Raw genomic sequence first — 19,280 nt, forward strand, 5'->3', positions numbered from 1 at the left:
GCGCAAAGTCGCTCAAGCGCGTTAGATTGCCGAGCATGTTGCGTGAGAGCCGCCACGAGCGCCTGCTGCGGATCCTCCGCGCGGAGGGCGTCCTTCCGGTCGGCGAGATCGCCAAGCGGCTGGCGGTCAGCGAGGCCACCGCCCGGCGCGACCTCAACGACCTCGGCGACGCCGGCCGGTTGACCCGGGTATACGGCGGGGCGGTGGCCCGGACGCCGGCCGAGCCGCCGTTCGCCGAGGAGGTGGTGGACGACCTCGCCGACAAGGACGCGCTGGCCGCCCGGGCCGCCGAGCTGGTCCAGGACGGCGAGGTGGTGCTGCTCGACATAGGCACCACCACCCTCCAACTCGCCCGCCGGCTCCACGGCCGGCAGATCACCGTGGCGACCAGCAACCTCGCCGTCTACGAGGAGTTGCGCGAGGACCCCGAGGTGACGCTGGTCCTGCTCGGCGGGGAGGTCCGCCGCAACTACCGGTCGCTGGTCGGCTTCCTCACCGAGACGGCCCTCAGCCACCTCTACGCCGATCGGCTCTTCCTCGGCACCAGCGGCGTCCTGCCGGACGGCCGGGTGCTGGACACCACCGACGTCGAGGTACCGGTCAAACACGCCATGCTCGCCGCCGCCCGCCAGGTGGTGCTGCTGGCCACCGCCAGGAAGTTCCCCGGCTCGGGCAACGCCCGGGTCTGCGGGCCCGGAGAGATCGATGTGCTGATCACCAATCAGGCGTCCGATCCGCCCACCCTCGCCGCGTTCCGCGAGGCAGATGTGGAGGTTTTTCAGGTATGAGGCTCACCGTGCTGGGGGGCGGCGGATTCCGGGTGCCCCTGGTGTACCGGGCCCTGCTCGAGGACGGCGGCGACCCGTCCGGGCGGATCGGCGAACTGGTCCTGTACGACACCGACCAGGGCCGACTCGACGCGATCGGGGCCGTCCTCGCCCAGCAGGCGCGGCAGCACACCGGCCCGGCCCCGTCCGTCCGCGCCACCACCGACCTCGACGACGCGCTGCGCGGCACGGACTTCGTCTTCTCCGCGATCCGGGTCGGCGGGCTGGCCGGACGCACCCGTGACGAGCGGATCGCACTGGACGAAGGGGTGCTCGGACAGGAGACCGTGGGGGCCGGCGGGGTCCTCTACGGGCTGCGCACCCTCCCGGTGGCCGTGCACATCGCCGAGCGCGTCGCCACCGTCGCCCCCGACGCCTGGGTGATCAACTTCACCAACCCGGCCGGCATGGTCACCGAGGCGATGAGCAGGGTGTTCCGGGACCGGGGGCTCGGCGACCGGGTGATCGGCATCTGCGACTCTCCGGTCGGCCTCTGCCGGCGGGCCGCGCGGGCGCTCGGCACCGACCCGGACCGGGCGGACTACGACTACGTCGGCCTCAACCACCTGGGCTGGCTCCGCCGGGTCACCGTCGGCGGCCGCGACCGGCTGCCGGAGCTGCTCGCCGACACCGAGCGGCTGGAGTCCTTCGAGGAGGGGAGGCTCTTCGGCGCCGACTGGCTCCGCCCGCTGGGTGCGCTGCCCAATGAGTACCTCCACTACTACTACTTCAACCGGGAGGCCGTCGCCTCCGTCCGGCAGGCGCCCGCGACCCGCGGGGAGTTCCTCGACGAACAGCAGTCGCGGTTCTACCGCGAACTGCGCTCCGGCGCCCGCCCCGACTCGGCCTACGAGCTGTGGGACCGCACCCGCCTGGAGCGGGAGGAGACGTACATGGCGGAGAGCCGCCAGGTGTCCGGGGGGTGGCAGCGGGACAGCTGCGACCTCGACGGAGGCGGCTACGACCGGGTGGCGCTGGCGCTGATGCGGGCCATCTCCCGCAACGAGCGGACCACCCTGATCCTCAACGTGGCGAACCGCGCCGCGGTGCCGGGGCTGGACCAGGAAGCCGTGGTGGAGGTGCCCTGCCAGGTGGACGCCGCCGGCGCGCGTCCGCTCGCGGTCGGCGCCGTGGCCCCGGACCAGTTGGGCCTGATGCTCTCGCTCAAGGCCGTCGAGCGGTCCGCGATCGAGGCCGCCGAGAGCGGCTCGCGGGCGGCGGCGCTGCGGGCCCTGGCGCTGCACCCCCTCGTCGACTCGGTCAGGGTGGCCGAGCGGATCCTGGAGGCGGCCGGCGGCTACTGAGCCGGCCCGTAGGCTGGTGCCATGTCCGAGGAACAGGCCGAGGCGGCCGTGCAGCGGTGGCGCCGACTCGCTCCCGGCAGCGTGCTGCTGGACGGCTTCCACGCGTTGAAGCATGCGCTCCGCTTCGATGCGGAGGTGTCGGTGGCGCTGGCCTCGGACAGGACCGCGCTGCTGGCGCTGGCGGCGGAGCTGGCAGCCGACGTCCGCGAGCGGATCGAGGCGATCGTCGTCGAGGTGCCGCAGCCGACCCTGCGGGCCCTGGTGCCTCGGATCCACCCCACCGGGGTGGCCGCGCTCGCCACCCGGCCCAGCCAGGAGCGGAACGGCGAGATCCTGCGCCGGCGGCCCAGGAGGTCGCCCGTCGTCCTGCTGGACCGTCCGCGCAACCTCGGCAACATCGGTGCGGTGGTCCGACTGGCCGCCGGGTTCGGCGCCACCGGAGTGATCACCACCGGCGATATGGACCCATGGCACCCCAACGCGGTGCGGGCCGGTGCCGGGCTGCACTTCGCCACGGCGGTGGAGCGGCTGACGACCGAGGAACTGCCGCCGGGGCCGCTCTACGTGCTCGACCCGGAGGGGGAGGACATCAGATCGACCCGGCTGCCCGACGACGCCCTGCTGGCGTTCGGCTCCGAGCGGCACGGCGTCTCCGCGGAACTGCGCGCCCGGGCCACCCGGCTGGTGGCGGTGCCCATGCGCCCGAAGGTCTCCAGCTTCAACCTGGCCACCACGGTGGCCATGGCGCTCTTCCACTGGCTGCCAGTGCCGGAGGGCGGGCCCGTCGACGGTGCTAAGGAGCTCGGCGGGCCGGCGGCGTCTGCCGCGGCAGCCCCTCCGCGCCGGCGGTGAGACCGCCGCCCGTTCCGCCGACCGGTCCCGCCCCCGCACCGCCGTCTCCGTCCTCGGCCTCCGGCCCCTCCCTTCCTGCCGGCCGCAGGCGCCCGCCCAGCCGCACCGCACCGCGGTCGACCCAGAGCAGGAAGGCGGTCGGCAGGAAGACCGCGTCGGCCGCGATCATCGCCAGGGAGAAGAACGGCAGGCCGAGCGTGACGGCCATCCCGGCGTGCTCCAGCATCATCAACGGCAGCAGGAGGTTCTTGACGCGCCGGTTGAGCAGGGTGAAGGGGAAGGCGACCTGGACGACCACGGTGGCGTAGGTGATCAGCATCACCACCAACCCGCTGGCGACCAGCAGGTCCGCGAGGAACGGCCAGGGCGAGAAGTAGTCCAGGTGCAGGGGGTAGTAGACGGCGGTGCCGTCCTGCCAGCGCGAGCCCTGGATCTTGTACCAACCCGCCGCCGCGTAGATCAGGCAGACCTCGGCGCTGATCACCAGCAGGGCACCGTTGTGGGCGAGGTTGGCGAAGGCGTCCAGCACCGCCCGCGCCTCCGAGCCGCGGGCCTGCCGGTCGACCGCCCACCACAGCGCCTGCGCCGTCCACAGGCCCCAGAAGACCAGCGACCAGCCCCAGCTGAGCCGCCCCAGCACGGTGGCCACCAGCAGCACCCCGCCGAACACCGCCCACAGGGCGACCCCCGCGGCGTCGCGCCGGGGCTCCCCGCCGGAGCGGAGCGGGCCGACACCCGGCTCCGGTGCCTCCCCGCCCTCCCCGGTACGGTCCCGGAGGCCGCGCCGGCGCCGGTTCCGGGCGTCCAACGACCAGACCAGGCCGCAGCGGGTCAACACCAGGTAGGTGGCGACCAGGTGGATGACGTTGTCCCCGCCGTCACCCATCACGATGCTGCGGTTCTGCAGCGACAGCACACCGACCATGAACAGCGCCGACGCGGTGCGGGTGCGCCAGCCGAGCAGCAGCATCGCGCTCGCCGCCAGCGCGAAGAGGTAGACCAGCTCGAACCAGAGGCGGCCGTCGGACCAGAGCAGCACGGTGAACGCGCCGTTGCCGTCCACCAGCCCGCGCCCCAGCTCCCAGCTCCAGGGGCTGTCCGGTCCGTACAGCTCATGGCGGTGCGGCCACTCGCGGAGCAGGAAGAAGAGCCAGGTGAAGGAGAAGCCGATCCGGACCACCGCGGTCTGGTAGGGGCCGAGGGCGCTGCCCGCGACCCGCTGGAAAGCGGTCCGGCACGCTTCCACCGCCCGGCGGACCCACCACCTGGTCACCGCTCACTCCCCGCTCCGGCCGGCGCCGGGCCGACCGCGCCCGGCCTCCTCGGCGGGTCGGCGCGGTCCGCCCAGTCCGCTCGGTCCGCGCGCGGGAGGTCGCCCTCGCCCACCGTCCACCAGGGCAGTACCCGGTGGACGGTCTTCGTCTCGTACTTCTCGCCGCTCCACTTCGGCGGGGCAACCGGGGTGGTGGCCGAACGCACCTGGATCCGCCGGACCGTCCGGCCGTCCTGCTCCGGACCGAGGCGGAGCATCACGATCCGGCGGAGGTACCGCTCGAAGAGCTTCCCCCGCATCCCCCGCGGCTGGTTCTCCTCGTCGTGCGAGCCGACGTAGAAGTCCCAGGCCCGGCGGAGTTCGTTCTGCTGCGTGTGGCTGGGCAGCAGGTTGTGGCGGATGGCCGCGCCGTCCTGAGCGGAGAGGTCGGTCCACCCCGTGGTCGAGATCCCGCCGTCCGGGGCCCGTACCTCGGCGCGCACCTGGACGGCGATGTTCTGCTGGAGCGGATTGGGGGCGAAGAGCTTCCAGTTCTGCTCGAACTCCGGGTAGACGTACGCGTCGACCAGGGCACCGTGCCTCTTGGTCACCGTGTTCTCCGGCGCGACGTGCAGGAAGACCATCGTCAGATGGACGGCGACGGCACCGGCGACCACCAGCGCCGCCAGCGCGACCGCTATTCGCGCCGGCAGCGAGAGCGCGGTGAGGTCCACCGATGCCGCCGCACCCTGCTCGTCCCGCTCCATGGCACCACTCCCTGAGGCTCGTCGATCCCCGCGGAACGGTACTCAGCGCACCAGGCGAGGGCAGTGATCTCCACGTTATCCACAGCCTTGACACCGTAGATCCGCCCCCGCACCATTGAACCGAACGATCGGTCGGTTGGTCGGGTCGAGTGAGGGGCCAGGGATGACAGCGCTGGACACGGTCGGTGGAAGGGCCGCTGCCGGGGAGACCGGCGTCGAGGACGCCGCGGCGAGCGCCGCGTTCGACGCGGCGCTCGCCGCCGACGAGCGCATCGAGCCGCGGGACTGGATGCCGGAGGCCTACCGGGCCACCCTGGTACGCCAGATGGCCCAGCACGCCCACTCCGAGATCATCGGGATGCAGCCGGAGGCCAACTGGATCACCCGGGCCCCCTCCCTGCGGCGGAAGGCCATCCTCATGGCCAAGGTGCAGGACGAGGCCGGACACGGCCTGTACCTCTACAGCGCGGCCGAAACCCTGGGCGCCAGCCGCGAGGAGCTCCTCGACAAACTGCACGCCGGCCGCCAGCGCTACTCCTCCATCTTCAACTACCCCACTCTGACCTGGGCGGACGTCGGCGCCATCGGCTGGCTGGTGGACGGTGCGGCGATCACCAACCAGGTCCCCCTCTGCCGCTGTTCGTACGGCCCCTACGCCCGGGCGATGGTGCGCATCTGCAAGGAGGAGTCCTTCCACCAGCGACAGGGCTACGAACTCCTGCTCGCCCTGAGCCGGGGCACCGATGAGCAGCACGCGATGGCCCAGGACGCGGTCGACCGCTGGTGGTGGCCCTCCCTGATGATGTTCGGCCCGCCGGACGCCGAGTCCTCGCACTCCGACCAGTCGATGGCCTGGAAGATCAAGCGCCACTCCAACGACGAGTTGCGGCAGCGCTTCGTGGACATCTGCGTACCGCAGGCGGCCTCCCTCGGGCTCAGCCTCCCCGACCCCGAACTGCGATGGAACGAAGACCGCGGCCACTACGACTTCGGCCCGATCGACTGGGAGGAGTTCCGCGAGGTGCTGCGGGGCAACGGCCCGTGCAACGACCAGCGGCTCGCCCAACGCCGGCGGGCACACGAAGAGGGCGGCTGGGTCCGCGAGGCGGCGGCGGCCTACGCCGCGAAGCACGAGCGCCAGGAGGCGGCGGCATGAGCGGCAGTGGTGACTGGCCCCTGTGGGAGGTCTTCGTGCGGAGCCGGCGCGGCCTGTCCCACACCCACGCCGGCAGTCTGCACGCCCCGGACCCGGAGATGGCGCTGCGCAACGCCCGCGACCTGTACACCCGGCGCGGGGAGGGCGTCTCGATCTGGGTGGTACCCGCCACCGCGATCACCGCCTCCTCCCCGGACGAGAAGGACCCCTTCTTCGACCCCGCCGCCGACAAGCCCTACCGGCACCCCACCTTCTACGAGATCCCGGAAGGGGTGCGCCACCTGTGACGACCACCCGAGCCCCCAGGACCGCGGCGCTCGCCCTCGGCGACGACGCGCTCGTCCTCTCCCACCGGCTGGGCGAGTGGGCCGGGCACGCTCCCGTGCTGGAGGAGGAGGTCGCGCTGGCGAACATCGCGCTCGACCTCCTTGGCCAGGCCCGGACGCTGCTCTCCTCGGTCGGCGACGAGGACGAACTGGCCTACCTCCGCCAGGAGCGCGAGTTCCGCAACGTCCAGCTGGTGGAACAGCCGAACGGCGACTTCGCCCACACCATCGCCCGCCAACTCCTCTTCTCCACCTACCAGGAACTCCTCTACGCCGAGCTGGCCGGCGGCAGCGGCCCGTTCGCCCCGCTCGCGGCGAAGGCGGTCAAGGAGACGGCGTACCACCGGGACCACGCCGAGCAGTGGACCCTCCGCCTCGGTGACGGGACCGAGGAGAGCCATCGGCGGATGCAGCTCGGCCTGGACACGCTCTGGCGCTTCACCGGCGAACTCTTCCAGCCGATCGAGGGCCTGGACACCGACCTGCCGGCGCTGCACGGAGAGTGGCGGTCGGCGATCGGTTCGGTACTGCGGCGGGCCACCCTGACCGTCCCGGAGGGACCGCAGAGCGGAGCGTGGCGGGCGGGCGCCGGCCGGCAGGGCCTGCACACCGAGCCGTTCGGCCGAATGCTCGCCGAGATGCAGCACCTGCACCGCAGCCATCCCGGAGCGAAATGGTGACCGCGCCCGCCGAGCGGACACCGTTGGAGCGGAGGCTGACCGAACTCGCCGGCTCGGTGCCCGACCCGGAGCTGCCGATGGTGACCCTGGCCGAACTCGGGGTGGTGCGCGGAGTACGGTCGCTCGGCCCCGGGCGGGTCGAGGTGGAGCTCACCCCCACCTACACCGGATGCCCGGCGATCGAGACGATGGCAGCCGACATCGAGCAGTTGCTCAGCGAACACGGCGTGCCGGAGGTCTCCGTGCGCGTCGCGCTCGCCCCGGCGTGGAGTACCGCCGACATCACCGCCGACGGCCGCCGGAAGCTTGCCGAGGCCGGCATCGCGCCCCCGCGCCCGACCGGCCCCGGAGGCGGGCCGGTGCCCGTCCAGCTGGCGGTCCGCTGCCCGCAGTGCGGCTCCACCGAGACCACCCTGCTCAGCCGCTTCTCCTCCACCGCGTGCAAGGCGCTCCGCCGCTGCGAGTCCTGCCGCGAACCCTTCGACCACTTCAAGGAGTTGTGAATGGCCCCGGCCCGCCCTGGCGCCTTCCACCCGCTGCGGGTGGCGGAGGTGACACGACTCACCGACGACTCGGTGGCCATCACCCTCATCGTGCCCCCCGAACTCCGGGCGGCCTACCGCTACTCACCCGGACAGCACCTGACGGTGCGCCATGCGATGGACGGCACCGAGATCCGCCGCACGTACTCGATCTGCGCGCCGGTCACCGAACCCGGCAGTCCGCGGAACCTGCGGGTGGGGGTCCGGCTGGTGGCCGGCGGGGTCTTCTCCACCTACGCGTTCAAGGAGCTGCGGCCCGGCGACGTGCTGGAGGTGGCGCCCCCGATCGGTCGTTTCGTCCTGGACCCGGCCCCCGGCCACTACGCGGCCGTCGTCGGCGGGAGCGGCATCACCCCCGTTCTCTCGATCGTCTCCACCCTGCTCGCCGAAGAGCCGACGGCCCGGTTCTGCCTGGTCCGCAGCGACCGGACCACCGCGTCGACGATGTTCCTGGAGGAGGTCGCCGACCTGAAGGACCGCTGGCCCGACCGCTTCCAGCTGGTCTCGGTGCTCTCCCGCGAGGAACAGCAGGCGGGCCTGGCCTCCGGTCGCCTCGACGAGGAGAGGTTGACCGCTCTGCTGCCCGCGCTGCTCCCCGTCGAGGAGATCGACCGGTGGTTCCTCTGCGGCCCCTACGGGTTGGTGCGGAGCGCCGGGCGGGCGCTGCGCGGTCTGGGCGTGGGTCGCCGCCGGGTGCACCAGGAGATATTCCACGTGGACGAGGGCACGGACGCCGTGCCCACCACCCCCGTGCCCTCCGGCAGCGCCGGCCCCGCCCGGAGTTCACTCACCGCCACCCTGGACGGGCGCTCCGGCAGCTGGCCGGTCGGCGAGGGCGAGACGCTGCTCGATGCGGTGCTGCGCAACCGCCCGGACGCCCCGTACGCCTGCAAGGGCGGCGTCTGCGGCACCTGCCGCGCCCGGTTGGTCTCCGGTGAGGTGCGGATGGACCGGAACTTCGCCCTGGAACCGGAGGAACTCGCCTCCGGGCATGTGCTGGCCTGCCAGTCCCGCCCGCTTACCGAGCGGGTCGAGCTGGACTTCGACCGCTGACCACGGCCCGCCCGGGCCGCGGCGCACCGGGCCTCGCCGCCGGATCCGCGCCGTTCCGCCGGTGGGGCCCGTAGCGGGTCTACACCACGGTGGCGGGGTGCTGCCCGTCGGCCACCATCGGACGGCCGGCCGCTTCCCAGCCCAGCATCCCGTCCCCGACGTTGACGGCCTCCAGTCCCTGCGCGATCAGATACTGCGTGACCTGCGCCGACCGACCGCCGCTACGGCAGACCACGTGCACCAGGCCGCCGTCGACCGCCTCGGTCAGTTCCCCGAACCGGGCCACGACCTGGCCCATCGGTACGTGCAGCGCCCCCTCGACGTGGCCGGCGGCCCACTCGTCGTCCTCCCGTACGTCCAGGAGGAAGCCATCGGACGGTACCGCTGATGCTGCCACCGAAGGCATCTGGCCGAACTGCATGGACATCCCTCTCACTCCGCGCTCCGGGCCGCGCCCGGTCAGACCGCTCCGTCACCGGCCCCGTGCGGTCAAACGTTAACCAACCAGCTCGGCCAACTGCGCCTCCCGCTCGGCGACCTGGGCCAGCAGTTGTTCGGCGATCTCGTCGATCAGCCGGTCCGGGTCGTCGGGCGCCATCTTCAGCATGGAACCGATGGCGCTGGCCTCCAACTCGGCCGCCGCGGCCGAGAGCAACTCCTTGCGCTGCGCCAGCCACTCCAGCCGGGCGTACAGCTCCTCGCTGCGGCTCGGCTGCCGCTCCGGGGCGGGAGGGCCCGCCTCCCACTCCTCGGCCAGCTGCCGCAGCACGTTCTCGTCCCCGATCGCGTACGCCTGGTTCACCCGCACCACGAAGGCGCTCCTTCGCTCCTGTTCGGCGGCCTCCCGCGCCAGGTCCGGGTGGGCCTTGCGCACCAGCTCCCGGTAGATCCGGCGCGCCTCCTCGCTGGGCCGCACCCGCTTGGGCGGCTGCACCGGCCGGTCGGTCAGCATGGCCGCCGCCTCCGGCAGTATGCCGCTGGAGTCCATCCAGCCGTGGAACAACTCCTCCACCCCGGGCATCGGCAGCACCAGGCCGCGCATCTCCCTGGCCCGCCGCTCGTCCTCCGGGTCCCCGCTCCGCGCCGCGATGGCCTCCGCGATCAGCGCGTCGAGCTCGTCGAGCCGGGTGTACATCGGACCGAGCCGCTGGTGGTGGAGCCGGGAGAAGTTCTCCACCTCGACCCGGAACGTCTCCATCGCGATCTCGAACTCGATCAGCGCCTGTTCGGCAGCGCGCACCGCCTTCGCCAGGCGCGCGGTGGCCTCCCGTTCGGCCTCCGCGTCCTGTCCGGCTGCCTCACGGTCCCTCTGATCGGTCTCCGGATTCGTCACCCGCCCAGCCTACGGCCGATCAACGCGCGCTGACACGACACCGCCCCCCGCCGCCCTGCCAACGCTTTCGTCAGCGCTGGGAGCGGTCGGCGGCGGCGTAGCCGCGTCCGTTCCTCTGCTTCCAGCGCTACTCGCGCAAGGAACGAACGCGGGAGGGGCAAGGAGTGACACCAGCCTGGCGGCACCGCGGCCAGCGGGGTGACGGTCGCGGCGGCCGAGGTGCGGCGGCCTTCCGGCGGTTCGTCCGCCGGACGCGCCAGGAAGTGGCGACCGTCCGCCACCCGTCGGGCACGAGGTGTGGACGACCTGCCGAGGCGGAGTGAGGGGGCGGAGAAGTGAGACTGCCCACACCTCGGCAGGACGGCGGACACTCGCCGCCCGGAGCCGGTGACCAGCACCGCCGGAAGCTCGACCACGCCGGCTCCGCGACGACGTCGACCACCGTCTGCGCCCCAGGTCAGGAAAGAAGAAAAACGGCCGCCATCGTGAACACGATGACGACCGTTCCGTCACTACGACCGAGCACCTCCGACGGTGCTCCGCTGTGCGCGAGGGGGGAGTTGAACCCCCACGCCCTCTCGGGCACTGGAACCTGAATCCAGCGCGTCTGCCTATTCCGCCACCCGCGCATTGGGTGTCGCCGCTCGGCTTTTCCAACATCTTCCGGACCGGATTTCCCCGGTGACCGGCCTGCTGGGAGCGCCTCCCGACGTCCAGAAGACTAGCACGCCGACGGGGGTGCGTTCACATCAGTTGAACGGGCCTCAATCAGTCGCCTCAGCGCCCGGCGACCGGAGGAGCGTCACGGTTGCGGGACACTGTCCTTCACAGCACCTCTACGATCCTGTGAGGGGGGACACTGGAGAGCGGGGCCCGGAAGTGGAACCACTCGCCTCCCCCGATCGTGGATACGATCAGCAAGCGATACCGGTACGCAGTACCAAGTAAGCGGCACGACAGCAACACCGACAAGTCGATATCACCCGTTCACCGACAACTTCGGCACACACATCAAGGAAGGAGGTGCCCCGTGGGAGTACTGAAGCGCTTCGAGCAGCGTCTCGAGGGTCTCGTGAACGGCACCTTCGCCAAGGTGTTCAAGTCCGAGGTGCAGCCCGTGGAGATCGCGGGCGCACTTCAGCGGGAGTGCGACAACAACGCGACGATCTGGAACCGCGAGCGGACCGTCGTCCCCAACGACTTCATCGTGGAGCTCAGCGCGCCGGACTACGAGCGGCTGAGCCCCTACTCCGGCCAGCTCGGCGACGAGCTGGCCGGCATGGTGCGCGACTACGCCAAGCAGCAGCGCTACACCTTCATGGGCTCCATCAAGGTCCACCTGGAGCGCGCCGAGGACCTCGACACCGGCCTGTACCGGGTCCGCAGCCGCACCCTCGCCGGCAGCCACTCGCAGCCCCAGCAGCCCGGTGCCCCCGCGGGCGGCCCCGGCTACCCCCCGCCGCCCAGCGGGCTGCCTCCCATGCCCGCCGGCCCGCCGCCGGGCGGCGCCCCGGCCGGGGCCCACTTCCCCGGGGCCCGGCCCCCCGGCGCTCCCGGGGCCGCGCCGTCGAACGCACAGGTCCGCCGCTGGATCGAGATCAACGGCAACCGCCACCAGATCTCCCAGCCGACCATGGTCCTCGGCCGCAGCACCGAGGCCGACGTACGGGTCGACGACCCGGGCGTCTCCCGGCGGCACTGCGAGATCCGGGTCGGACCGACCCCCGTGGTCCAGGACCTCGGGTCGACCAACGGCATCGTGGTGGACGGACAGCACACCACCCGCGCTACGCTCCGCGACGGCTCACGGATCGTCGTGGGCAGCACCACCATCGTTTACCGGCAAGCCGAAGGGTGAAGCGGAGGCAATGTCAGAGCTGACCCTCACGGTCATGCGGCTGGGGTTCCTGGCCGTACTGTGGCTGTTCGTCATCGTGGCCGTGCAGGTCATCCGCAGCGACCTGTTCGGCACCCGGGTGACGCAGCGCACCGCCCGGCGAGGCGGTGACCGGGACCGTGCGCAGGTCGGCCGGCAGCAGTCCGCCCAGCGGGGGCAGTCCGGCGGCCGCGGCGGCCGGCAGCGGCGCGGAGCACCGACCAAGCTCGTGGTCACCGAAGGCTCCCTGACCGGCACCACCGTCGCGCTGCACGGCCAGACCATCAGTCTGGGCCGGGCACACGACTCCACCATCGTGCTGGACGACGACTACGCCTCCAGCAGGCACGCCAGGATCTACCCCGACCGGGACGGCCAGTGGATCGTCGAGGACCTGGGATCGACCAACGGCACCTATCTGGACCGGGCCAGGCTCACCACCCCCACACCCATTCCGCCGGGTGCGCCGATTCGTATCGGCAAGACCGTTATCGAGCTGCGGAAGTAGTACGACAATGAGCGAACGGAGCGAGCGCGCCCCGGTGGCCCGGGCCACCGAGTCCGTGAGCACGGGCACGCTCCCGACCGGAGGGTGGGCACCATGCGGATGTACCCCGAGCCAGCAGGCGAGGTGCGCATGAGTCTCTCGCTGCACTTCGCCGCCGGGTCGCACAAGGGCATGATCCGGGAGGGCAACGAGGATTCCGGTTACGCCGGGCCCCGCCTGCTCGCCATCGCCGACGGCATGGGTGGGCAGGCCGCCGGGGAGGTGGCCAGTTCGGAGGTCGTCTCCACGCTGGTACAGCTCGACGACGACGTGCCCGGCTCCGACATCCTCACCTCCCTCGGCACGGCGGTGCAGCGCGCCAACGAGCAACTGCGCCTCATGGTCGAGGAGGACCCGCAGCTGGAGGGCATGGGCACCACGCTCACCGCGCTGCTCTGGACCGGCCAGCGGCTCGGTCTGGTGCATGTCGGCGACTCCCGCGCGTACCTCCTCCGCGACGGCGTCCTCACCCAGATCACCCAGGACCACACCTGGGTGCAGCGGCTGGTCGACGAGGGGCGGATCACCGAGGAGGAGGCCACCACCCACCCGCAGCGCTCCCTGCTGATGCGCGCGCTGGGCAGCGGCGACCGGGTCGAACCGGACCTCTCCATCCGCGAGGTGCGGGCCGGCGACCGCTACCTCATCTGCTCCGACGGTCTCTCCGGCGTCGTCAGCCACGAGACCCTGGAGGCCACCCTCGCCAACCGGCACGGCCCGCACGAGACCGTGCAGGAGCTCATCCAGCTCGCACTGCGCGGCGGCGGCCCGGACAACATCACCTGCATCGTCGCCGATGTGCTGGACGTCGACGGCGAGACCAGCGCCGGTCAGCTCAACGACACCCCGGTCGTGGTCGGAGCGGTCGCCGAGAACCAGTCGCCGCTGGGCGACGGCGCCGCCGGCAGGACCCCGGCGGCGCGGGCCGCGGAACTGGGCCGGGCAGTGCCCCCGCAGGCGTCGGGCTCCCCGGCCGGCGGCTTCGGGCCACCCGGCAGCGGCTCCCCCGCGCTCGCCGGCGGGGCCCCGGCCAGCGGTGGCTTCGGCAGTCCCCAGGCGGCCTTCGGCAAACCGCGCGGCGGCGCGAAGTGGCTCAAGGGCTCCCTGATCACCGTACTCGCGCTGAGCTGCGTCGGAGCCGGGCTCTACGGTGGCTACCGGTGGACCCAGACCCAGTACTTCGTGGGCGCCAACGGCAAGCACGTCGCGCTCTACCAGGGGATCAGCCAGGACCTGGCCTGGATCAACCTCAACCGGGTGCACGCCGACCACCCCGAGATCGAACTCAAGTACCTCCCGGCCTACCAGCGCAAGCAGGTGGAGGCCACCATCACGGTCGGCAGCCTCGGCCAGGCCCGGGACAAGGTCGACGAACTCGGCAAGCAGGCCACCGCCTGCCGCAAGGACGCCGCGCTCCGCGCGGCCGAGCGGGACCAGGCGAAGTCCGAGGAGAAGACCCCGAAGGCACCGAAGGCGGACGACAAGAAGTCGGACGCCACCGGTTCCGCCCTCTCCGACGGCGAGCAGACCGAGAAGTCCGGCAAGGGATCGCCCGGCCCTACCCTGTCGGAGGAAGAGAAACGACTGGCCGAACAGTGCGACCGCACTCAGCAGTAGTCATGAGGGGCCAGTGATGAGCGGCAACACCAACACCACCACCATCGGGGCGATGGGGGCTCCGAGCCGGCGCAACACCGAACTCGCCCTCCTCGTCTTCGCGGTGCTCATCCCGGTCTTCGCCTATGTCAACGTCGGTCTGGCGAAGGAGGGCACCGTACCGGCCGGGGTACTCGGCTACACCGGCGGCCTCGGTCTGCTCGCCGGTGTGGCACACCTCATGGTGCGCAAGTTCGCGCCCTACTCCGACCCGCTGATGCTGCCGATAGCGACGCTGCTGAACGGGCTCGGCCTGGTGCTGATCTGGCGGCTCGACCTGGAGCCGAGCATCACCACCCCGCAGCTCGGCGGCGCGATGGCGCCCGGCCAGCTGATGTGGTCCACCCTGGGGGTGGCACTCTTCCTCGGGGTGATGGTCTTCCTCAAGGACCACCGGGTTCTCCAGCGCTACACCTACATCTCGATGGTCGTGGCCCTGGTCCTGCTGGTCCTTCCGATGTTCTTCCCGGCCGTGCACGGCGCCCGCATCTGGATCACCATCCCGGGCGTCGGTTCGCTCCAGCCCGGCGAGTTCGCCAAGATCATCATCGCGGTCTTCTTCGCCGGCTTCCTGATGGTCAAGCGGGACGCCCTCGCCCTGGCCAGTCGGCGCTTCATGGGCCTGTACCTGCCCCGCGGGCGCGACCTCGGCCCGATCCTGGCGATCTGGGCCCTCAGCCTCCTGATCCTCATCTTCGAGACCGACCTGGGCACCTCGCTGCTCTTCTTCGGCCTCTTCGTGATCATGCTGTACGTCGCCACCGAGCGCACCAGCTGGGTGATCTTCGGGCTCACGCTGAGCGCCGCCGGAGCCGTGGCGGTGGCCTCCTTCGCCAGCCACGTGCAGAGCCGCGTCAACAACTGGCTCGACCCGCTCGCCACCGTCGACGGCGCGGTCACCGAGACCGCCCAGGTCATGTACGCCTTCGGATCCGGCGGCATCATCGGCTCCGGGCTGGGCCAGGGCTACTCCCGGCTCATCGGCGGCATCGCTCCCAAGAGCGACTACATCCTGGCCACCGTCGGCGAGGAGCTCGGTCTCACCGGCCTGATGGCGATCGTGGTGCTCTACGCGCTGCTCATCGAGCGCGGCCTGCGCACCGCGCTGGCCGCCCGCGACCCCTTCGGCAAGCTGCTGGCGGTCGGGCTCACCGGAGCATTCGCGCTCCAGGTCTTCGTCGTCGCCGGCGGTGTCACCGGCCTCATCCCACTGACCGGTATGACGATGCCGTTCCTGGCCCAGGGCGGTTCCTCCGTGATCGCCAACTGGGCGCTGATCGCCATCCTGCTGCGCATCAGCGACACCGCCCGGCGGCCGGCCCCGTCCCCCGCTCCGTCCCCCGACGCCGAGATGACCCAGGTGGTCCGAACGTGAACAAGCCACTGCGCAGGGTCAGCATCTTCTGCGGCCTGCTCGTGCTCGCCCTGCTGGTGCGGATCAACTGGGTGCAGTTCGTGATGGCCGACGAACTCCAGAAGGACGACCGGAACCGCCGCGTCGACATCGCCCGCTACAGCCAGCCCCGCGGCGACATCATCGTCGGCAGCGAGGCCATCACCGGCAGCACGACGACCGACAGCGGCGACTTCAAGTTCAAGCGCACCTACAAGGACGGCGAGATGTGGGCGCCGGTCACCGGCTACGCCTCGCAGGTCTTCGGCGCCAACCAGCTGGAGAAGCTCAACGACCAGATCCTCACCGGGGACGACGACCGGCTGTTCTTCAACCGGACCATCGACATGATCACCGGCAAGGAGAAGAAGGGCGGGCAGGTCGTCACCACCCTGAACCGGGACGCCCAGCTGGCCGCCTTCCAGGGCCTCGGCGACAAGAAGGGCGCGGTGGCCGCCATCGAGCCGGCCACCGGCAAGATCCTCGCACTCGCCAGCACCCCCTCCTACGACCCGTCCACGATCGCGGGGATGAGCGCTGAGGACGGCGAGAACTACCAGAAGCTGCTCAAGGACCCGGACAAGCCCATGCGGAACCGGGCGCTCAGGGAGACCTACTTCCCGGGCTCCACCTTCAAGGTGGTCACCGCCGCGGCGGCGCTGGAGCACGGCCTCTACAGCGACATCGACGCGAAGACCGACTCCCCGCTGCCCTGGAACCTGCCGACCACCAGCACCGAGCTGAAGAACGAGGGCAACATCCCCTGCAAGGACGCCACGCTGCGGGACGCCCTCCGGGTCTCCTGCAACACCGTCTTCGGCAAGATCGGATCGGATCTCGGCAGGGAGAAGATGCTTGAGACGGCCGAGAAGTTCGGCTTCAACAACCCGGAGATCGACACCCCCGTCCGGGCCGGCAAGAGCAACTTCTCCACCACCATGGACAAGCCGCAGACCGCCCTCTCCGCGATCGGCCAGTTCGAGACGGCCGCCACCCCGCTGCAGATGGCCATGGTGGCCTCCGCGGTCGCCAACGACGGCAAGCTGATGAAGCCGTACATGGTCGACCAGCTGCGGGCCCCGAACCTCAACGTGGTCGAGCAGAGCAGCCCGGAGGAGATGAGCCGGCCGCTCAGCTCGGAGAACGCCCAGAAGCTCCAGGAGATGATGGAGACCGTGGTGAAGCCGGGCGGCACCGGTACCGCGGCCCAGATCCCGAACGTCACCGTCGGTGGCAAGACCGGCACCGCCCAGCGCGGCGTCAACAACAGTGAGAAGCCTTACGCCTGGTTCATCGCCTACGCCAAGACCGCCGACGGGTCGCCGGTGGCGGTGGCCGTGGTGGTCGAGGACTCCCAGGCCAACCGGGGCGACATCTCCGGCGGCGGGCTGGCCGCGCCGATCGCCAAGAGCGTCATGGAGGCGGTCATCAGCGGCAAGAGGTGACCGGGCCCGTGCCGCCGGCCCGGGGTGCTCCCGGCTCGGCTCGTACCGGTCGTGTATCAGCTCGCGGCAGGCCCCGGGAGCTCTGAGACGCGCCGGGTACGGTATGCCCGGACAGCACCGCCGGACCCACACCGGTGCGGTCGGGAATGACGGAGAAGGCTGGAGAAGCTATGGAAGAGCCGCGTCGCCTCGGCGGCCGGTACGAGCTGGGCTCGGTGCTCGGCCGCGGCGGGATGGCAGAGGTCTATCTCGCCCATGACACCCGCCTGGGCCGCACCGTGGCTGTGAAGACGCTCCGAGTGGACCTCGCCCGCGACCCGTCCTTCCAGGCCCGGTTCCGCCGCGAGGCCCAGTCGGCCGCCTCTCTGAACCACCCGGCCATCGTCGCGGTCTACGACACCGGCGAGGACTACGTCGACGGTGTCTCCATCCCGTACATCGTGATGGAGTACGTCGACGGTTCGACCCTGCGGGAGCTGCTGCACTCGGGGCGCAAGCTGCTGCCCGAGCGCTCGCTGGAGATGACCGTCGGCGTCCTCCAGGCGTTGGAGTACTCCCATCGGGCCGGCATCGTCCACCGGGACATCAAACCGGCGAACGTCATGCTGACCCGCAGTGGTCATGTCAAGGTCATGGACTTCGGCATCGCCCGCGCCATGGGCGACGCCGGCATGACCATGACGCAGACCGCCGCGGTGATCGGCACCGCGCAGTACCTCTCACCGGAGCAGGCCAAGGGCGAGCAGGTCGACGCCCGCAGCGACCTCTACTCCACCGGTTGCCTGCTGTACGAACTGCTGACCGTCCGGCCCCCCTTCGTGGGTGACTCCCCCGTCGCGGTGGCCTACCAGCACGTGCGCGAGGAACCGCAGCCGCCGAGCACCTTCGACCCCGAGATCTCGCCGGACATGGACGCCATCGTCCTCAAGGCGCTGGTCAAGGACCCGGACTACCGCTACCAGTCGGCCGACGAGATGCGGGCCGACATCGAAGCCGCCCTGGAGGGGCGGCCGGTCGCGGCCGCGGAGTTCGCCGGGGTCGGCTACGGCGGGTACGGCGACGACCAGCCGACGACCGCGCTGCGGGCGACGGACCCGGGCGGGCAGACCTCGATGCTGCCCCCGCTGCGTGAGGACGACGGCGGCTTCGGCTACGACGAACGGCCGGACCGGCGGCGCGGCGGCGGCCGCAAGAGCAGCACCTCGACGGTGCTGCTGGTGGTCGCGGGACTGCTGGTGCTCATCGGCGCGGTCTTCATCGGCCGGGAGCTCTTCGGCTCGGTGAGCGCGGACAACGACGTCCCGGTGCCGAGCCTCGTCGGCCTCGACTTCGACGAGGCCTCCCGCAAGGCGGAGAACATCGACCTGAAGCTGGTCAAGGCCGGCTCCGAGACCTGTGAGAGCGGGGAGAAGAACACCGTCACCAAGCAGGACCCGGCGAAGGAGACCGAGGTCCCCAAGGGCAGCGAGGTGGACGTCACCCTCTGCTCGGGACCGAACCTGGTCAAGATCCCGGACGTCAAGGGCCTGCCGCTGGACGAAGCCGAGGCCAAGCTCAAGAAGGAGGGCTTCGAGAAGATCAGCACGAAGCAGGTCACCTCCGAGGACCACGAGCCGGGCACCGTCGTCGAACAGGATCCGGCGGCCGAGAGCGAGCGGGCGAAGGACACCGAGATCACCCTGTCGGTCGCCCAGGCGCCGGAGGAGACGCTGGTGCCCGACGTCACCAACAAGCCTCTGGACCAGGCAAAGCAGCAGCTCGAGGCGCTCGGCCTCCAGGTCGCCACCCAGGACCAGCCCAACAACGATGTCCCGGAGAACACGGTCATCGCGCAGTCGCCGGGGGGCAACGAGAAGGTCAAGCCGAACTCGACCATCACGCTGACCATCGCCAAACCGGTGGAGAAGTTCCAGATGCCGGACGTCAAGGGGCAGAAGCTTGAGGACGCCAAGCGGATCCTGACCGAGGCCGGGCTGTCGGTGGGCAACGTCACCGGGCCCCAGGACGGTAACGCGAGGGTGCTGGCGACCAGTCCGGACGCCGGCGCCGAGGTGTCGAAGGGCGACCAGGTCACCATCGTCACGGCCCCGAGCACGGGCAATCCGCACGGCGACGACGGCGGGTTCTTCGGCGGCCCCGGAGGCCGGCGCGGCTGATCCCCACGGTTTCCAACCGCCTCACCGGACTCCGGGCCGGTGACCACCGCCTGACCTGGCGCTGGTCACCGGCCCGGAGTCCGTGCGGCTGGCCGGCCGACGGCCGGAAGCAGGG

General features: G+C 71.3%; 18 protein-coding genes and 1 tRNA gene. 14 read left to right on the forward strand and 5 right to left on the reverse strand.

Translation table 11 applies throughout. The features are described 5' to 3' along the window. Positions 1-35: 35 nt before the first annotated feature. Genes BGP73_RS09005 through BGP73_RS09015 form a run of 3 tightly spaced genes read left to right on the forward strand, consistent with a single transcriptional unit; the run spans position 36 to position 2,983 of the window. Positions 36-788 carry a DeoR/GlpR family DNA-binding transcription regulator gene (locus BGP73_RS09005; protein ID WP_069813514.1) on the forward strand — a complete coding sequence of 251 codons (753 nt, stop codon included), beginning with the start codon at positions 36-38 and terminating at the stop codon, positions 786-788. Continuing rightward, positions 785-2,131: a 6-phospho-beta-glucosidase gene (locus BGP73_RS09010; RefSeq protein ID WP_069813517.1), complete on the forward strand. Its 1,347-nt coding sequence runs from the start codon at positions 785-787 to the stop codon at positions 2,129-2,131. Before BGP73_RS09005 ends, BGP73_RS09010 begins: the two co-directional genes overlap by 4 nt. Before the next feature lie 21 nt (positions 2,132-2,152). Then, on the forward strand, positions 2,153-2,983 hold the full coding sequence (locus BGP73_RS09015; protein ID WP_079127364.1) for a TrmH family RNA methyltransferase: 831 nt from the start codon (positions 2,153-2,155) through the stop codon (positions 2,981-2,983). On the opposite strand, the gene BGP73_RS09020 is transcribed toward BGP73_RS09015, so the two are convergent. Both BGP73_RS09020 and BGP73_RS09025 read right to left on the reverse strand, forming a co-directional pair. Next, entirely contained in the window at positions 2,925-4,256 is a 1,332-nt protein-coding gene (locus BGP73_RS09020) for an HTTM domain-containing protein (RefSeq protein WP_069813519.1), read from the reverse strand. The two genes, BGP73_RS09015 and BGP73_RS09020, sit on opposite strands and share 59 nt — an antisense overlap. Beyond that, positions 4,253-5,002 (reverse strand): DUF5819 family protein, encoded by a 750-nt coding sequence (locus BGP73_RS09025; RefSeq protein WP_069813521.1) that lies wholly within the window; start codon positions 5,000-5,002, stop codon positions 4,253-4,255. Before BGP73_RS09025 ends, BGP73_RS09020 begins: the two co-directional genes overlap by 4 nt. Positions 5,003-5,165: 163 nt before the next feature. Here BGP73_RS09025 and paaA point away from each other — a divergent pair, with 163 nt between their 5' ends. Genes paaA through BGP73_RS09050 form a run of 5 tightly spaced genes read left to right on the forward strand, consistent with a single transcriptional unit; the run spans position 5,166 to position 8,759 of the window. Next, positions 5,166-6,158, forward strand: a complete 993-nt coding sequence (paaA, locus tag BGP73_RS09030; RefSeq protein WP_069813523.1) for a 1,2-phenylacetyl-CoA epoxidase subunit PaaA — start codon at positions 5,166-5,168, stop codon at positions 6,156-6,158. Beyond that, positions 6,155-6,445 (forward strand): 1,2-phenylacetyl-CoA epoxidase subunit PaaB, encoded by a 291-nt coding sequence (gene paaB / locus BGP73_RS09035; protein ID WP_069813525.1) that lies wholly within the window; start codon positions 6,155-6,157, stop codon positions 6,443-6,445. Before paaA ends, paaB begins: the two co-directional genes overlap by 4 nt. Further along, positions 6,442-7,164, forward strand: coding sequence for a 1,2-phenylacetyl-CoA epoxidase subunit PaaC (gene paaC / locus BGP73_RS09040; protein ID WP_069813527.1), 723 nt, complete (start codon positions 6,442-6,444; stop codon positions 7,162-7,164). Before paaB ends, paaC begins: the two co-directional genes overlap by 4 nt. After that, positions 7,158-7,667, forward strand: a complete 510-nt coding sequence (gene paaD / locus BGP73_RS09045; RefSeq protein WP_069813529.1) for a 1,2-phenylacetyl-CoA epoxidase subunit PaaD — start codon at positions 7,158-7,160, stop codon at positions 7,665-7,667. Before paaC ends, paaD begins: the two co-directional genes overlap by 7 nt. Beyond that, a complete protein-coding gene (locus tag BGP73_RS09050; RefSeq protein WP_069813532.1) occupies positions 7,668-8,759 on the forward strand; it encodes a 2Fe-2S iron-sulfur cluster-binding protein in 1,092 nt (363 codons plus the stop codon). 79 nt (positions 8,760-8,838) lie between these two features. Here BGP73_RS09050 and BGP73_RS09055 read toward each other — a convergent pair whose 3' ends face one another. The 3 genes from BGP73_RS09055 to BGP73_RS09065 form a co-directional block, all read right to left on the reverse strand. Next, complete coding sequence (locus tag BGP73_RS09055; RefSeq protein WP_069813983.1) at positions 8,839-9,180, reverse strand: rhodanese-like domain-containing protein; 342 nt, start codon at positions 9,178-9,180, stop codon at positions 8,839-8,841. Positions 9,181-9,255: 75 nt separating this feature from the next. Then, positions 9,256-10,092, reverse strand: a complete 837-nt coding sequence (locus BGP73_RS09060) for a hypothetical protein (RefSeq protein ID WP_069813541.1) — start codon at positions 10,090-10,092, stop codon at positions 9,256-9,258. Between the two features lie 545 nt (positions 10,093-10,637). Next, a tRNA-Leu gene (locus tag BGP73_RS09065) sits at positions 10,638-10,721 on the reverse strand. Positions 10,722-11,122: 401 nt separating this feature from the next. On the opposite strand from BGP73_RS09065, the gene BGP73_RS09070 reads away from it, so the two are divergent. The 6 genes from BGP73_RS09070 (at position 11,123) to pknB (ending at position 19,165) form a co-directional block, all read left to right on the forward strand. Next, the gene (locus BGP73_RS09070) at positions 11,123-11,950 is read left to right on the forward strand and encodes an FhaA domain-containing protein (protein WP_069813543.1); all 828 of its coding nucleotides are present in this window, start codon (positions 11,123-11,125) and stop codon (positions 11,948-11,950) included. A gap of 10 nt (positions 11,951-11,960) precedes the next feature. Further along, entirely contained in the window at positions 11,961-12,476 is a 516-nt protein-coding gene (locus BGP73_RS09075; protein ID WP_069813545.1) for an FHA domain-containing protein FhaB/FipA, read from the forward strand. A 129-nt stretch (positions 12,477-12,605) separates the two neighbouring features. Beyond that, the gene (locus BGP73_RS09080) at positions 12,606-14,132 is read left to right on the forward strand and encodes a Stp1/IreP family PP2C-type Ser/Thr phosphatase (RefSeq protein WP_069813984.1); all 1,527 of its coding nucleotides are present in this window, start codon (positions 12,606-12,608) and stop codon (positions 14,130-14,132) included. A 16-nt stretch (positions 14,133-14,148) separates the two neighbouring features. Further along, positions 14,149-15,546 (forward strand): FtsW/RodA/SpoVE family cell cycle protein, encoded by a 1,398-nt coding sequence (locus tag BGP73_RS09085; protein ID WP_069813547.1) that lies wholly within the window; start codon positions 14,149-14,151, stop codon positions 15,544-15,546. Then, positions 15,543-17,009 (forward strand): peptidoglycan D,D-transpeptidase FtsI family protein, encoded by a 1,467-nt coding sequence (locus tag BGP73_RS09090; RefSeq protein ID WP_069813549.1) that lies wholly within the window; start codon positions 15,543-15,545, stop codon positions 17,007-17,009. Before BGP73_RS09085 ends, BGP73_RS09090 begins: the two co-directional genes overlap by 4 nt. A 170-nt stretch (positions 17,010-17,179) precedes the next feature. Further along, positions 17,180-19,165: a Stk1 family PASTA domain-containing Ser/Thr kinase gene (gene pknB / locus BGP73_RS09095; protein WP_069813552.1), complete on the forward strand. Its 1,986-nt coding sequence runs from the start codon at positions 17,180-17,182 to the stop codon at positions 19,163-19,165. Positions 19,166-19,280 lie beyond the last annotated feature (115 nt).

This window comes from Streptomyces sp. TP-A0874, assembly GCF_001748085.1.
Classification (GTDB): Bacteria; Actinomycetota; Actinomycetes; order Streptomycetales; family Streptomycetaceae; genus Streptomyces.

What these genes read in the sequence shown, in the direction of transcription:
- BGP73_RS09005 (WP_069813514.1), top strand. Translation starts at nt 36, where the DNA reads ATGTTGCGTGAGAGCCGCCACGAGCGCCTGCTGCGGATCCTCCGCGCG.
- BGP73_RS09010 (WP_069813517.1), top strand. Translation starts at nt 785, where the DNA reads ATGAGGCTCACCGTGCTGGGGGGCGGCGGATTCCGGGTGCCCCTGGTG.
- BGP73_RS09015 (WP_079127364.1), top strand. Translation starts at nt 2,153, where the DNA reads ATGTCCGAGGAACAGGCCGAGGCGGCCGTGCAGCGGTGGCGCCGACTC.
- BGP73_RS09025 (WP_069813521.1), bottom strand. Translation starts at nt 5,002, where the DNA reads ATGGAGCGGGACGAGCAGGGTGCGGCGGCATCGGTGGACCTCACCGCG.
- paaA (WP_069813523.1), top strand. Translation starts at nt 5,166, where the DNA reads ATGACAGCGCTGGACACGGTCGGTGGAAGGGCCGCTGCCGGGGAGACC.
- paaB (WP_069813525.1), top strand. Translation starts at nt 6,155, where the DNA reads ATGAGCGGCAGTGGTGACTGGCCCCTGTGGGAGGTCTTCGTGCGGAGC.
- paaD (WP_069813529.1), top strand. Translation starts at nt 7,158, where the DNA reads ATGGTGACCGCGCCCGCCGAGCGGACACCGTTGGAGCGGAGGCTGACC.
- BGP73_RS09050 (WP_069813532.1), top strand. Translation starts at nt 7,668, where the DNA reads ATGGCCCCGGCCCGCCCTGGCGCCTTCCACCCGCTGCGGGTGGCGGAG.
- BGP73_RS09055 (WP_069813983.1), bottom strand. Translation starts at nt 9,180, where the DNA reads ATGCAGTTCGGCCAGATGCCTTCGGTGGCAGCATCAGCGGTACCGTCC.
- BGP73_RS09075 (WP_069813545.1), top strand. Translation starts at nt 11,961, where the DNA reads ATGTCAGAGCTGACCCTCACGGTCATGCGGCTGGGGTTCCTGGCCGTA.
- BGP73_RS09080 (WP_069813984.1), top strand. Translation starts at nt 12,606, where the DNA reads ATGAGTCTCTCGCTGCACTTCGCCGCCGGGTCGCACAAGGGCATGATC.
- BGP73_RS09085 (WP_069813547.1), top strand. Translation starts at nt 14,149, where the DNA reads ATGAGCGGCAACACCAACACCACCACCATCGGGGCGATGGGGGCTCCG.
- pknB (WP_069813552.1), top strand. Translation starts at nt 17,180, where the DNA reads ATGGAAGAGCCGCGTCGCCTCGGCGGCCGGTACGAGCTGGGCTCGGTG.